The following is a 12,591-nucleotide window of genomic DNA, read 5'->3' as shown; positions in this document are numbered from 1 at the left end:
GCACAATACCGACTCAGAATGATCGTAATGGGGGACGCGTGAGGCACAGCAGCGTGCAAGGGGAGGGGGCGCCGGGCCGGGCCGGCGACGGCATATCCGGCTCCGGCACCCGACCGACGGCCACCAGTGCCGTACCCGCACCGAGGTCCGGCTCCGGCCACCGCCGCGGCGGTGGCAGCGGGGGCGGCAAGCGGCCGACCCGGCGGGGGCGGCGCCGCATACTGCGCTGGGCGGCCTCCATCGTCGCGCTGCTCATACTCGGGACGGCGGCGGCCGGTTACCTCTACTACCGCCACCTCAACGGCAACATCCGCAGCGGCCAGCGCCTGAGCGGCGACAGCGGGGTCGCCAGGGGCGAGGCCGACGCCGCGGGCCGGCGCCCGATCAACATCCTGATGCTCGGCTCCGACCTGCGCGACGAGGCGAACGCGAAGCTGGGCGGTGGCTGGGACATGATCGGCGGCCCCGTGCGGGCCGACGTGCAGATGCTGGTCCACGTATCGGCCGACCGGAAGAACGCCTCGATCACCACCGTTCCGCGCGACACCATCGTGGACATCCCGGAGTGCACCGACCCCGCGACGGGCACCAAGTACAAAGCCACCAAGACGATGATCAACGAGAGCTTCGCCCGCGGGGGTCCCGGCTGCACCCTGGCCACCTGGGAGAAGATGACCAACGTCTACATCGACCACTGGATGCTGATCGACTTCACCGGTGTCGTGAGCATGGCCGACGCCATCGGCGGCGTCGACGTCTGCGTCAACCAGAACGTCTTCGACCAGTCGAAGCCCGGGTCGGGGACGGGCGGTTCCGGCCTCAGGCTGACGGCGGGCACCCACAGGGTCCAGGGCGAGCAGGCGCTCCAATGGCTGCGCACCCGGCACGCCTTCGGCAGTGACATGGGCCGGGCCAAGGCGCAGCACATGTACATGAACTCGATGATGCGCGGGCTCAAGAGCCAGAACGCCTTCACCGACCTCCCCCGCCTCACGGGCCTGGCGGAGGCGGCGACGAAGGCGCTGAAGGTGTCGGAGGAGATCGGGTCGGTGAAGAAGCTCCTCGACCTGGCCCTGCTGCTCAAGGACGTGCCGGTCAACCGCATCACGTCGGCCACGATCCCGGTGCTGCAGGCTCCGAACGACGAGAACCGGCTGGTCCTCAACCCCGCGGACGCCCCCAAGGTGTGGGAGATGCTCCGCAAGGACGTCGCCATGGACAAGAACGGCGACCCGGCGCCGACCGAGAGCGGCCAGCCGGGCGCAGACCCCTCGGCCCCCGCTACGTCGACCGAGCCGACCCCGCAGACGTCCTCCGCGCCGCCGGCCTCCAACCCCGCGAAGCTCGCCGTGCAGGTGGTCAACGGCACGGGTGTCGGGGCACCGCCGGTGGGCAAGCGGGCCACGGCCATCGCCGGCGAGCTGGTCGCCAAGGGGTACTCGCTGGCCAAGGCGGACGGTGCGCTGACCCCGGAGAAGGCGACGGTCGTCCGCTACGCCACCGACGCCCAGGCGGCCGACGCGCAGAGCGTGGCCGCGGCGCTCGGGATCCCGGGCACCTCCGTGCAGAAGTCGGCCGCGGCGACCAAGATCACGGTCCTGGTGGGCGCGGACTGGCGCGAGGGCGCCACCTACCCGGTGCAGGCGCCGCCCGAGGCCGGTTCGGTCCCGGAGTCGGCCGACGTGCTCAACGGCACGGACACCAGCTGCATGGACATCTACGCGCCGTTCCAGTGGAAGTGAGACGCCGAAGGACGGGCTCGCCGAAACGCTGACGCCTTCAAGCACCGAAAGGGGTGACCCGGTCCGCCGAGGACCGGGTCACCCCTTCGGTGTGCGTACGCGGGCTCAGGCCTCGGCGGGGTCCCGCCGGACCGACGGGCGGCGGCTCGCGATGACCTTGGCGGCGAGCGAGCGCGGGCTGGTCAGGAAGCCGTAGCCCCAGCACACGTGCATGGTCGCCAGGGCGACGGGGATCCGCAGCCGGGCCTTGAGCGACAGCCCCTTGCCGGCCGGGACGGAGCCGACGGTGATCGCCGCGAGGTAGCCCGCCGGGAGGACGAAGGCCCACGGGGTGACGGCGGCTCCGACGACCACGCCGGCGGCGATCGCGCAGACGGCGGCCGGTGCGGCGAGGTAGCGCAGGTTGATGGAGCCCGAGTGGTACCGGGCCACCACGTGGCGCCAGCGCCCGTAGTCCTTGTACTGCTTGGCGAGCGCCCGTACCGAGGGGCGCGGGCGGTACTGGACCTTCAGCTCCGGCGAGAACCAGATCAGCCCGCCGGCGTCGCGGATGCGGAAGTTCAGCTCCCAGTCCTGGGCGCGGACGAACTCCACGTTGTATCCGCCGGCGGCCTCCAGGGCCTCCCGCCGGAACACCCCGAGGTAGACGGTGTCGGCCGGGCCCGCCTTGCCACCGGTGTGGAAGGCGGCGTTGCCGACGCCGATGCGTGAGGTCATCGCGGCGGCGACGGCGTCCTCCCAGGGGTTCTCGCCCTCGGCGTGCATGATGCCGCCGACGTTCTGCGCGCCGGTCTCCTCCAGGAGGCGGACCGCGGTGGCGATGTAGTTCGGGGAGAGCATGCCGTGGCCGTCCACGCGCACCACGATCGGGTGGCGCGAGGCCTGGATGGCCGCGTTGAGGGCGGCGGGGGTCCGGCCGGTGGGGTTCGGGACGGTGTGGACCCGGGGGTCCTCCCGTACCAACTCTGCGGCGATCTCGTCGGTACGGTCCCTGGACGGCCCGAGCGCGATCACCACTTCCATCTCACCCCCGTACTCCTGTCCGAGGATGTGGTGGACCGAGTTGCGCAGATGGCGCTCCTCGTTGAGTACCGGCATGATCACCGAGACTGCGGGCTGCTGGGCGGGCATGTGGTCCTTCAAGGTCGGGTATCGGTGTCACGTTACCGCGTACGGGGGAACCGGGTGCGCGCCGGATGAGCAGTAAGGACAACGGCTGATCGTATGGACCTACTGTTCTGACGAATCTGCCGAACGTGCGAGGTGTCCCCCGTGCCCCAGCCGCACCGTCCCACCCGACCCGCCCTGCCCGCCCGGTCCGCCCGGCCGTCGCAGCGCGCGCCGCGGCCAGGCGGTCCGGCAGGGCCCCGGGCCGGCGGGAACCGGCCGGCGGACAGACCCCGCTGGGGGGTCCGGCTCGCCGCGGGGCTCTCGGTGCTCGTCCTGGGCTCGGGGGCCCTCGGGCACGCCGTGATGACCGGGCTGGACACCGGGATCCAGCGGGTGGACCCCTTCAAGGACATGAAGAACCGCCCGCAGGCCGGGCACGGGGTCAACTTCCTGCTCGTCGGCACCGACGGCCGCGACAAGATCACCGCCGAGGAGAAGCGCGAGTACCGCCTGGGCGGCGCACCCTGCCACTGCACCGACACCGTGATGCTGGTCCACCTCTCGGCGGACCGGTCGCGGGCCAGCGTGGTCAGCCTCCCCCGGGACAGCTTCGTGGAGCTGCCCGCGCACGTGGACGGCTCCAGCGGCAAACCGCACGGGCCCCACCCCGTGAAGCTCAACGCCGCCTACGCCGAGGGCGGGCCCCAGCTGACCGTGCGCACCGTCGAGAACATGACCCGCGTGAAGATCGACCATTACCTAGAGGTCGACTTCACCAGCTTCATGAAGACGGTCGACGCCATGGGCGGCGTGGAGATCTGCACCGCCAAGACCATGCACGACCCCAACACCGGACTGGACCTGCTCCCCGGCACCCACCGGCTCAGCGGCGGCCAGGCCCTGCAGTACGTGCGCTCGCGCCATGTCGACGGGGCCTCCGACCTGGGCCGGATGCAGCGCCAGCAACGGTTCATCGCCGCCCTGATCAAGCAGGCCACGGGCGGCGGGGTCCTGCTCAACCCCGTCAAGTTCAAGCAGGTCAGCTCCACCCTGCTGAGCTCGGTCCGGGCCGACCGGGGCTTCGGCTCGGAGCAGATGCTGGCGCTCGGGCAGGCCATGCGCGATTTCACCCCGTCCTCCTCGGAGTTCGCCTCCGTGCCCGTCGGCAACCCGTCCTTCCCGGTCAAGGGCATCGGCTCCACCGTGAAATGGGACGAGGGGAAGGCCGCGAAGCTCTTCCAGGCGCTGCGCGAGGACCGGCCGATGGCCCCGCCCCAGGCCCCCGCCCCCGGCAAGCCGGTGCGCCGGCAGCCGGCGGTGCCGGTGGACGTGCCCCCGGGGCAGGTCCGGATCCAGGTGGAGAACGGCACCCGGATCGACGGGCTGGGCACCCGGGTGGACTCGGCGCTGCGCGCCACCGGCTTCGACACCACCCGGGCTCCGGGGAACGGCGCGAGCCGGGACGTCAAGCGCACGGTGATCACGTACGACCCGCGCTGGGACCGGTCGGCCCGTACGGTGTCCACCGCGCTGCCCGGCAGTGAGCTGCGGGCCGTGCGGGGGCAGGGGCGGACCGTGGTGGTGATCGCGGGCGCCGACTACCGCAAGGTGGTGCCGGTGCGCGCGGAGGACCCGTACCAGGGCGAATTCGGTGTGGTCACCGGTGACCAGGTGGTCTGCGGCGGCTCCTGACCGGAGCGGGTACGGCCCTGACCGGAGCGGATACGGGTGCGGCTCCGGGTGCGGCCCTCAGCCGAACCAGCCGTCGGAGCGGGCCTGCTCCAGGGCCTCGAAGTAGGCCTCCGCCACCTTCTCGTACCCGCTGTCGTTCGGGTGCAGGCCGTCGGCCAGCTCGGCCGGCATGGACGCGTCCGCCCGGTCCGCGGGGGTCAGCCACGGGGGCTTGACGTACCTGAAGTGCCGGCCCGAGCGCTGCTGCAGCTCCGCTTCCATCCGCTTGAGGCGCTGGTTGTACACGGCGATGGGCCCGGTGAGGTCCAGGCCCCGGGAGCCGGGGGTCGAGGGGACCAGTCCCTGCTGGATGACGGTGGCCTCGGGGAGCAGGCCGAAGATCCGCTCGACCAGGTCCTGCGCCTGGTCCGCAGCGTGCTCGGGGTCGTCGCCCTGGTTCAGGTCGTTGAGACCGGCCGAGAGCAGGACCACGTCCGGCCGGGCCGTCCTGATCCACCGGTCCGCTCCGGCGCGTATCCGGTCGATGGTGTAGCCGGGATGGCCTTCGTGCTGGTTGTCGGTCATGCGTCCCTGCTCCTGGGAGCCGACGAAGTCGACGGTGTACCGGGACTGGCCGGAGAGCAGCATCTCCAGGGGCAGGCGGTAGCCGGCGCGGCCGGAGCTTCCCGAGCCGGCGGCCGTCGAGTCGCCGAGGGGCATGAGGCGGATCTTCCGGGGCCGCCCCGTGCCGGAGGAGGGCTCCGGGGAGGCCTCGGGGGACGGCTCGCCCCCGGCGGGGGCCTGGGGGGAGTCCTTCGTCAGCATCGGGACGGCGGCGGCGAGGCCGGCGATTCCCGCGAGGCCGGTGAGGCCGGCGAGCACGGCCGAGCGGCGGTTCATGGAGCCTTCCGGGTGGAGCGGGGCGGCAGGGCCGCGTGCAGGAGCGGGTGCGGGTGCGGTGGGTCGGGGTGCACTAGGGGGTGTCTTTCGGATCGGGCCGGATCAGGGAGCGGCGGCCGGTGCCGTGCATCGCAAGGCGGAGGAGGGAGTCAACGCGGAGCGTTGGCGACCGACGACAACGCGGCGAGGCGCGGCACCGGCCGCCGCGAGCCCGGCCTGATCCGAAAGACACCCCCTAGACGTCGGCGTCCAGCCCCTGCGCGGAGCGCTCCTCCCGCAGGTCGCGGATGGCCTGGCGGCGGGCGAGCCGGTGCGTGCGGCGGATCTGGGCCTCCTGGTAGCGCCGCTCGTCCCGTTCGGTCTCCCGGATCACCTGCGGGACCTCGCGGGGCTTGCCCTCGGCGTCGACCGCGGTGAAGACCAGGTAGGCGCTGCCGACCTGGGTGGCGGGGGTGGACTCGTTCCACCGTTCCGCGAGGACGCGTACGCCGATCTCCATGGAGGAGCGGCCCGTCCAGTTGCACTGGGCCTTGACGTGGACGAGGTCGCCTACCCGGACGGGCGCGAGGAAGGCCATCTCGTCCATGGAGGCGGTGACCGCCGGGCCGCCGGAGTGGCGGCCGGCCACGGCGCCGGCCGCGTCGTCCACCAGCTTCATGATCACGCCGCCGTGCACCGTGCCGAGGAGGTTGGTGTCGTTGGCGGTCATGATGTGGCTCAGGGTGGTGCGGGAAGCCGAGATCGGCTTTCCGCGCAGCTCGCCCGGTATCTCTGTCATGGAGACAGCTTAAGTGCGGCTTGCGGGCATCAGCTCTGCAACAGCACCGGTACGAAGAGCCGCCGGGGGTGTTCCGCGGCCGTCCCGGCCAGGCATTCTTGGGCACATGAGTGACTGGGACGGGTGGAGCGGCGAGCAGGACCAGCGCGGCCGCCGCGATGACGGGTACGGCCGCGGCAGCGGCCAGGCGGAGCCGGAAGGCGCACGGCGGATGAGGCACGTCCAGCGGCCCGGCCCCGGCCCTCAGGCGTCCCGGCAGCCGCAGCAGCCCCAGCAGCCCCAGCAGCCCCCGCGCCGCCCGGCTCAGCCGCCGGCCGGGCCCGCTTACGTGCCTCCGCAGCAGGACGGCTCGTACAGCGGCGGCAGCTTCGACAGCGGCTACAACACCGGCCAGGTCTACGGCGGCGGCAGCGGCCGCCCGCCGGCGGGACCTCGCGGACAGGGACCGGGCGGCCCCGGCGGCCCGGCCCGGCCGGCGGGACCGGCCCCGGACTGGCGCAAGCGGATCAAGATCGGCTCGATCGTGCTGGTCGGCGGCCTGCTCGTGACGGGCATCGGCACCTACTTCTGGGCCGACTCCAACGTGCGCCGCGAGGTCGACCTCTCCAAGGTCATCGAGCGCCCGAAGGAGGGCGACTGCACGACCTACCTGATCGTGGGCTCCGACAGCCGTGAGGGCATGTCCGCCGAGGACAAGAAGAAGCTCCACACCGGCTCGGCCGAGGGCAAGCGCACCGACTCGATGATGATCCTCGCCAAGTGCTCCAGCGGGAACACGATGATCTCCCTGCCGCGCGACTCGGACGTGGAGATCCCGTCCTTCGTCGGCTCGGAGTCGGGCAAGAAGTTCGCGGGCCAGGGGCGCCGGGTCAAGCTGAACGCCGCGTACGCGGAGGACGGCCCGGAGCTGCTGGTGCGGACGGTGGAGTTCAACACCGGCCTGCGCATCGACCACTACGCGGAGATCGGCTTCGCCGGCTTCGCGAACATCGTGGACGCGCTGGGCGGGGTGGAGCTGAACATCGAGAAGGGGTTCAAGGACGAGAAGTCCGGGGCCGACTTCAAGGAGGGCACCCAGACGCTGAACGGCGAGCAGTCGCTGGCCTACGTACGGACCCGCTACGCCTTCGCCGAGTCGGACCTGCAGCGGACCAAGAACCAGCAGAAGTTCCTGTCGGCGCTGGCCAGCCAGGCGGCGACCCCGACGACGATCATGAATCCGTTCACGCTGTACCCGGTGCTGGGTGCGGGTCTGGACACGCTGATCGTGGACAAGGACATGGGGCTGTGGGACATGGGGTCGATGTTCTTCGCGATGAAGGGCATCAGCGGCGGTGACGGCGTGTCCATGAACATGCCGATCTCCGGTCAGCGCGGCGGCAACCTCGTCTGGGACAAGGCGAAGGTGCAGCAGCTGGTGCAGCAGATCCAGAAGGACGAGAAGGTCACCGTCCGCGGGAACTGATCACGGCGCCTGATCACGGCGCCTGATCACGGGCGCCCCGGCCAGGGGCGCCCGCCCGGCTCAGGCGTCGGAGGAGAAGCGGATCGCCGCGTCGGGCAGCCGCGCCCCGCACCAGATCCGGGCTCCGGCGCGGAGCTCGTTGTCGGCCCCCACGACGGCCGCGTCACCGATGACGGCGGCGTCCAGTACGGTCCGTGCGCCCACCGAGGCGCCGGCGCCGATCAGGCTGGCGGACACCTGCGCGTCGGGCCCGACGACCGCGTCCCCCAGCACGATGGAGCCCTGGACGACCGCACCCGCCTCGATGCGGGCTCCGGCGCCCACGACGGTGCCCCCCGACAGCTTGGCCCCGGCCGCGACGTGGGCTCCGGGCAGGACGAGGGACTCGCCGCGGCGTCCGGGGACGGCCGGGGAGGGGACCACGCCGCGGACCAGGTCGGCGGAGGCCTGGATGATCGCCTCCGGCTTGCCGAGGTCCATCCAGTACGTGTTCTCGGTGACCCCGTGCAGGGTGGCCCCGGAGGCGAGCAGGCCGGGGAAGGTCTCGCGCTCCACGGAAACGGACCGGCCGGCCGGGATGGTGTCGATCACGCTGCGCCGGAAGACGTAGCAGCCGGCGTTGATCTGGTCGGTGATGATCTCCTCGGGCGTCTGCGGCTTCTCGGTGAAGGCCAGCACCCGCCCGTGGGCGTCGGTGGGGACCAGGCCGAAGGCGCGCGGGTCGTCGACCCGGACCAGGTGCAGGGAGACGTCGGCGTCGGCCGCCTTGTGCGATTCGACGAGCCCGGCGATGTCCAGGCCGGTGAGGATGTCCCCGTTGAAGACGAGCACCGAGGAGTCCGGGCCGCCGGTGAGCAGCCGCGCCGCGTTGCGGATGGCGCCGCCGGTGCCGAGGGGCTCGTCCTCGACCACGTACTCCAGGTGGACGCCGAAGGCGGACCCGTCCCCGAAGTAGGGCTCGAAGACCTCGGCGAGGTAGCAGGTGGCCATCACGATGTGCGTGACGCCTGCCGCGGCGGCCCGGGCTATCTGGTGGGCGAGGAAGGGAACACCTGCCGTGTGGACCATCGGCTTCGGCGTGTTCACCGTGACGGGGCGCAGTCGCGTCCCCTGTCCGCCGACCAGCAGGATCGCTTCCGTCATTTGCGTTCTCCCCAACCGGTTCCGGCGTACGAAGGTCCAAATTTAGCCCATCCGGGGGGTCCCCAGGGGGCTGGTGCCCGATGTGTGCGGTCGTCTTCGCCGCAGGCCAGGGCCTCAGGCGGTGAACGGGTTGGCGTGGCCGGGCAACTGCTGCCCCGGGCGCAGGAATCGCCGGCGGCCCTGCTCGTCAAGCACCTCGTGGAACCCGGCGGCCGTCAGCCGCTGTGTGATCTTCGCTCGGCGGATCACGCCCACCTGGAACGACACGGTGGCGAGCAGCGCGGCCAGCCCGCCGGAGAGGAACGCCTCGACCGGCGACTTGTCGTCGATGAGCATGAGGACGGGCAGGACCGCGCAGAGGAGGTAGCACACCACCTTCTGGCGCCGGTCGCCGACGTACAGGGCCATGACGTCGAAGGTGACGAGGTCCTTGAGCACGGCCACGGAGTCGGCCGCCTCGGGGAGCGGCTTCAGCGAATCCTGCGCCAGCCCCGGCACCGTCCCGCCGTTGCCGGCCTGTGGATGGGCGGTGATGGTGGCCGCCTCGCGGACGCGCGCTTCGGGCCGCGGGTCCCGGTGCATCCGGACCTGGACGAGCGAGTTCTTGAAGCCGGTCCGGTAGGCGGTGCCGTACGTGTAGCCGTACTGCTCCGCCACGTGCGCCAGGGCGGCCGCCTTCTGCGGGGTGCCCTGCGGGGCGATCTCGACGATTTCCTGCTGACGGGCGATCTGCTGGAGCATCCCCGCCGTGTGACGTTCTACGGACATCCTGTTCCCCGCCCCCTGCGACCCCGTCCCCGCAACCCCGCGCCCGGGGCCGACCGGCGCACAGCCTAGGGGGTGCCCCGCCGGCCGGACCACGCGAGGTCCCCCGACCGTGGATCGGGGGACCTCGCGTCCGGTGGGGTCGTGCCCCTACGGCAGGTTGCGCGCCATGACGATGCGCTGGACCTGGTTCGTGCCCTCGTAGATCTGCGTGATCTTCGCGTCGCGCATCATGCGCTCCACCGGGTAGTCCCGGGTGTAGCCGTAGCCGCCGAGGAGCTGGACCGCGTCGGTGGTGACCTCCATGGCCACGTCCGAGGCGAAGCACTTGGCCGCGGCACCGAAGAAGGTGAGGTCCTCGTGCGGGCCGCCGCCGGAGACGCGCTCCGAGCGGGCCGCGGCCGCGTACGTCAGCTGGCGGGCGGCCTCGATCTTCATGGCCATGTCCGCGAGCATGAACTGCACGCCCTGGAAGTCGCCGATCGGCTTGCCGAACTGCTTGCGCTCCTGGACGTAGCCCTTGGCGTAGTCCAGCGCGCCCTGGGCGATGCCCAGCGCCTGGGCGGCGATGGTGATGCGGGTGTGGTCGAGGGTCTTCATCGCGGTGGCGAATCCGGTGCCCTCGGCGCCGATCATGCGGTCGGCGGGGATCCGGACGTTGTCGAGGTAGACCTCGCGCGTCGGGGAGCCCTTGATGCCGAGCTTCTTCTCCGGGGCGCCGAAGGAGACGCCCTCGTCGGACTTCTCGACGACGAAGGCGCTGATGCCCTTGGAGCGCTTCTCCGGGTCGGTGACGGCCATGACCGTGTAGTACTCGGAGACGCCGGCGTTGGTGATCCAGCGCTTGACGCCGTTGAGCACCCAGAAGTCCCCGTCGCGCACGGCGCGGGTCTTCATGCCCGCGGCGTCCGAGCCCGCGTCGGGCTCGGAGAGGGCGTAGGAGAACATCGCGTCGCCCTTGGCCAGCGGGCCGAGGTACTTGGCCTTGAGCTCTTCGGAGCCGGAGAGGATCACCGGGAGCGAGCCGAGCTTGTTGACCGCCGGGATGAGGGAGGAGGACGCGCAGACGCGGGCCACCTCCTCGATCACGATCACGGTGGCGAGGGCGTCGGCGCCCGCGCCGCCGTAGGTCTCGGGCACGTGGACGGCGTGCAGGTCGCTGGCGACGAGGGCGTCCAGGGCCTCCTGCGGAAAGCGGGACTCCTCGTCGACCGCGGCGGCGAAGGGCATGATCTTCGCCTCGGCGAGCGCGCGGACGGACTCGCGGAGCATGTCGTGCTCCTCGGCCGGGCGGTACAGGTCGAAGTCGGCAGAACCCGCCAAGATCTCTCACTCCCCAGGTGGTGCGTGGTGTTAACTACCGTTAAGTAGCCCAAGCTTAGTGTCCGCGCGCCGACCGCGACACGGGCGTCGCACGTGAGTTGCATGACAGCCGGCCCGGCGCGGGCATCGGGCGGGCGGCTACGGTGTGGCCACCGGGTGGCGGACGGGTGACGGACGCCGGAATGCATCCCCGGTCACCGGCCCGACTATGCTCGGTTGCCGCGAACGGCCCAGCACCTCCAGGAGCACTCATGGCCCCCCTCAAGATCACTGTGATCGGCACCGGATACCTCGGCGCCACGCACGCCGCGGCAATGGCGGAGCTGGGGTTCGAGGTGCTCGGACTGGACGTGGTGCCGGAGAAGATCGCCCTGCTCGCCTCCGGCCGCGTACCCATGTACGAGCCGGGACTGGAGGAGCTGCTCTCCGCCCACGTGGCCGGACTGCCGGGCTCCACGGGCCGGCTGCGCTTCACCACCTCCTACGAGGAGCTCGGCGCCTTCGACGCCGACGTGCACTTCGTCTGCGTGAACACCCCGCAGAAGCACGGCGAGTACGCCTGCGACATGAGCTACGTCGACGCGGTCGTGGAATCGCTCGCCCCACACCTGACCCGGCCCGCCCTGGTCGTCGGCAAGTCCACCGTGCCCGTCGGCTCCGCCGAGCGCCTCGCCGCGAAGCTGACCGCGCTCGCCCCGGCCGGCGAGGAGATCGAGCTCGCCTGGAACCCGGAGTTCCTGCGCGAGGGCTTCGCCGTCCAGGACACCCTGCACCCGGACCGGATCGTCATCGGGGTCACCACCAACAGCTCGGCGCGCGGCGAGAAGCTCCTGCGGGAGGTCTACGCGACCCCCATGGGCGAGGGCACGCCGCTGGTCGTCACCGACTTCCCCACCTCCGAACTCGTCAAGACCGCCGCCAACTCCTTCCTCGCCACGAAGATCTCCTTCATCAACGCCATGGCCGAGGTCTGCGAGGCCGCCGGCGGCGACGTGGTGAAGCTGGCCGAGGCCATCGGGTACGACGAGCGCATCGGGAAGAAGTTCCTGCGCGCCGGCATCGGTTTCGGCGGCGGCTGCCTGCCCAAGGACATCCGCGCGTTCATGGCGCGGGCCGGCGAGCTCGGCGCCGACCAGGCGCTGACCTTCCTGCGCGAGGTCGACTCCATCAACATGCGCCGCCGCGGCCACATGGTCGAACTGGCCCGCGATGCCGTCGGCGGCTCCTTCCTCGGCAAGCGGGTCGCCGTGCTCGGCGCCACCTTCAAGCCGGACTCCGACGACGTCCGCGACTCCCCCGCGCTGAACGTGGCCGGCCAGATCCACCTCCAGGGCGGCCAGGTCACCGTCTACGACCCCAAGGGCATGGACAACGCCCGCCGCGTCTTCCCCACCCTCGGGTACGCCGACACCGCCCTGGACGCCGCCCGCGGCGCCGAGGTGGTCCTGCACCTCACCGAGTGGCGGGAGTTCCGCGACCTGGACCCCGCGGCCCTCGGCGAGGTCGTCACCGACCGGCTCGTCCTCGACGGCCGCAACGCCCTCGACCCCGCCCTGTGGCGCGCCGCCGGCTGGACCTACCGCGCGATGGGCCGCCCGCGCGCCTGACCTCCGGATCCGCCCCCGGCGGACCTTGATCCGCTTCGTTCCGGAATGCGCGGTTTCACATCTCGTCACCGGATCGTTGGCGGCAGC

At 71.7% G+C, this 12,591-nt stretch carries 10 protein-coding genes; 4 read left to right on the top strand and 6 right to left on the bottom strand.

What is annotated here, in order from left to right:
• Positions 1-38 precede the first annotated feature (38 nt).
• Positions 39-1,742 carry an LCP family protein gene (locus tag ACE1OC_RS25125; protein ID WP_407838913.1) on the top strand — a complete coding sequence of 568 codons (1,704 nt, stop codon included), beginning with the start codon at positions 39-41 and terminating at the stop codon, positions 1,740-1,742.
• 105 nt (positions 1,743-1,847) lie between these two features.
• Here the strand turns inward: ACE1OC_RS25125 and ACE1OC_RS25120 are convergent, their stop codons facing one another.
• On the bottom strand, positions 1,848-2,873 hold the full coding sequence (locus tag ACE1OC_RS25120; protein ID WP_407838912.1) for a glycosyltransferase family 2 protein: 1,026 nt from the start codon (positions 2,871-2,873) through the stop codon (positions 1,848-1,850).
• Positions 2,874-3,176: 303 nt separating this feature from the next.
• On the opposite strand from ACE1OC_RS25120, the gene ACE1OC_RS25115 reads away from it, so the two are divergent.
• A complete protein-coding gene (locus tag ACE1OC_RS25115) occupies positions 3,177-4,544 on the top strand; it encodes an LCP family protein (protein ID WP_407838911.1) in 1,368 nt (455 codons plus the stop codon).
• A 57-nt stretch (positions 4,545-4,601) separates the two neighbouring features.
• Here ACE1OC_RS25115 and ACE1OC_RS25110 read toward each other — a convergent pair whose 3' ends face one another.
• Both ACE1OC_RS25110 and ACE1OC_RS25105 read right to left on the bottom strand, forming a co-directional pair.
• Positions 4,602-5,423 (bottom strand): SGNH/GDSL hydrolase family protein, encoded by an 822-nt coding sequence (locus ACE1OC_RS25110; protein WP_407838910.1) that lies wholly within the window; start codon positions 5,421-5,423, stop codon positions 4,602-4,604.
• Positions 5,424-5,658: 235 nt separating this feature from the next.
• Complete coding sequence (locus tag ACE1OC_RS25105) at positions 5,659-6,201, bottom strand: acyl-CoA thioesterase (RefSeq protein WP_250736822.1); 543 nt, start codon at positions 6,199-6,201, stop codon at positions 5,659-5,661.
• A gap of 106 nt (positions 6,202-6,307) precedes the next feature.
• Between ACE1OC_RS25105 and ACE1OC_RS25100 the strand changes: the two genes are divergently transcribed.
• Positions 6,308-7,666 (top strand): LCP family protein, encoded by a 1,359-nt coding sequence (locus tag ACE1OC_RS25100; protein WP_407838909.1) that lies wholly within the window; start codon positions 6,308-6,310, stop codon positions 7,664-7,666.
• A gap of 60 nt (positions 7,667-7,726) precedes the next feature.
• Here ACE1OC_RS25100 and ACE1OC_RS25095 read toward each other — a convergent pair whose 3' ends face one another.
• From ACE1OC_RS25095 to ACE1OC_RS25085, 3 genes are all read right to left on the bottom strand, one after another.
• Positions 7,727-8,809 carry a nucleotidyltransferase family protein gene (locus ACE1OC_RS25095; protein ID WP_274553003.1) on the bottom strand — a complete coding sequence of 361 codons (1,083 nt, stop codon included), beginning with the start codon at positions 8,807-8,809 and terminating at the stop codon, positions 7,727-7,729.
• A 114-nt stretch (positions 8,810-8,923) separates the two neighbouring features.
• A complete protein-coding gene (locus ACE1OC_RS25090) occupies positions 8,924-9,577 on the bottom strand; it encodes a hypothetical protein (protein WP_407838908.1) in 654 nt (217 codons plus the stop codon).
• 147 nt (positions 9,578-9,724) lie between these two features.
• Positions 9,725-10,897, bottom strand: coding sequence for an acyl-CoA dehydrogenase family protein (locus tag ACE1OC_RS25085; RefSeq protein WP_250736830.1), 1,173 nt, complete (start codon positions 10,895-10,897; stop codon positions 9,725-9,727).
• A 251-nt stretch (positions 10,898-11,148) separates the two neighbouring features.
• Between ACE1OC_RS25085 and ACE1OC_RS25080 the strand changes: the two genes are divergently transcribed.
• Positions 11,149-12,504 (top strand): UDP-glucose dehydrogenase family protein, encoded by a 1,356-nt coding sequence (locus tag ACE1OC_RS25080; protein WP_407838907.1) that lies wholly within the window; start codon positions 11,149-11,151, stop codon positions 12,502-12,504.
• Positions 12,505-12,591 lie beyond the last annotated feature (87 nt).

This window comes from Streptomyces stoeckheimensis, from assembly GCF_045822005.1.
Taxonomy (GTDB): Bacteria; Actinomycetota; Actinomycetes; order Streptomycetales; family Streptomycetaceae; genus Streptomyces; species Streptomyces stoeckheimensis.
Note: the sequence above shows the minus strand (reverse complement) of the source record. Positions and strands in the feature narration are given on the sequence as shown.

What these genes read in the sequence shown, in the direction of transcription:
- ACE1OC_RS25105 (WP_250736822.1), bottom strand. Translation starts at nt 6,201, where the DNA reads ATGACAGAGATACCGGGCGAGCTGCGCGGAAAGCCGATCTCGGCTTCC.
- ACE1OC_RS25080 (WP_407838907.1), top strand. Translation starts at nt 11,149, where the DNA reads ATGGCCCCCCTCAAGATCACTGTGATCGGCACCGGATACCTCGGCGCC.
- ACE1OC_RS25090 (WP_407838908.1), bottom strand. Translation starts at nt 9,577, where the DNA reads ATGTCCGTAGAACGTCACACGGCGGGGATGCTCCAGCAGATCGCCCGT.
- ACE1OC_RS25100 (WP_407838909.1), top strand. Translation starts at nt 6,308, where the DNA reads ATGAGTGACTGGGACGGGTGGAGCGGCGAGCAGGACCAGCGCGGCCGC.
- ACE1OC_RS25095 (WP_274553003.1), bottom strand. Translation starts at nt 8,809, where the DNA reads ATGACGGAAGCGATCCTGCTGGTCGGCGGACAGGGGACGCGACTGCGC.
- ACE1OC_RS25120 (WP_407838912.1), bottom strand. Translation starts at nt 2,873, where the DNA reads ATGCCCGCCCAGCAGCCCGCAGTCTCGGTGATCATGCCGGTACTCAAC.
- ACE1OC_RS25110 (WP_407838910.1), bottom strand. Translation starts at nt 5,423, where the DNA reads ATGAACCGCCGCTCGGCCGTGCTCGCCGGCCTCACCGGCCTCGCGGGA.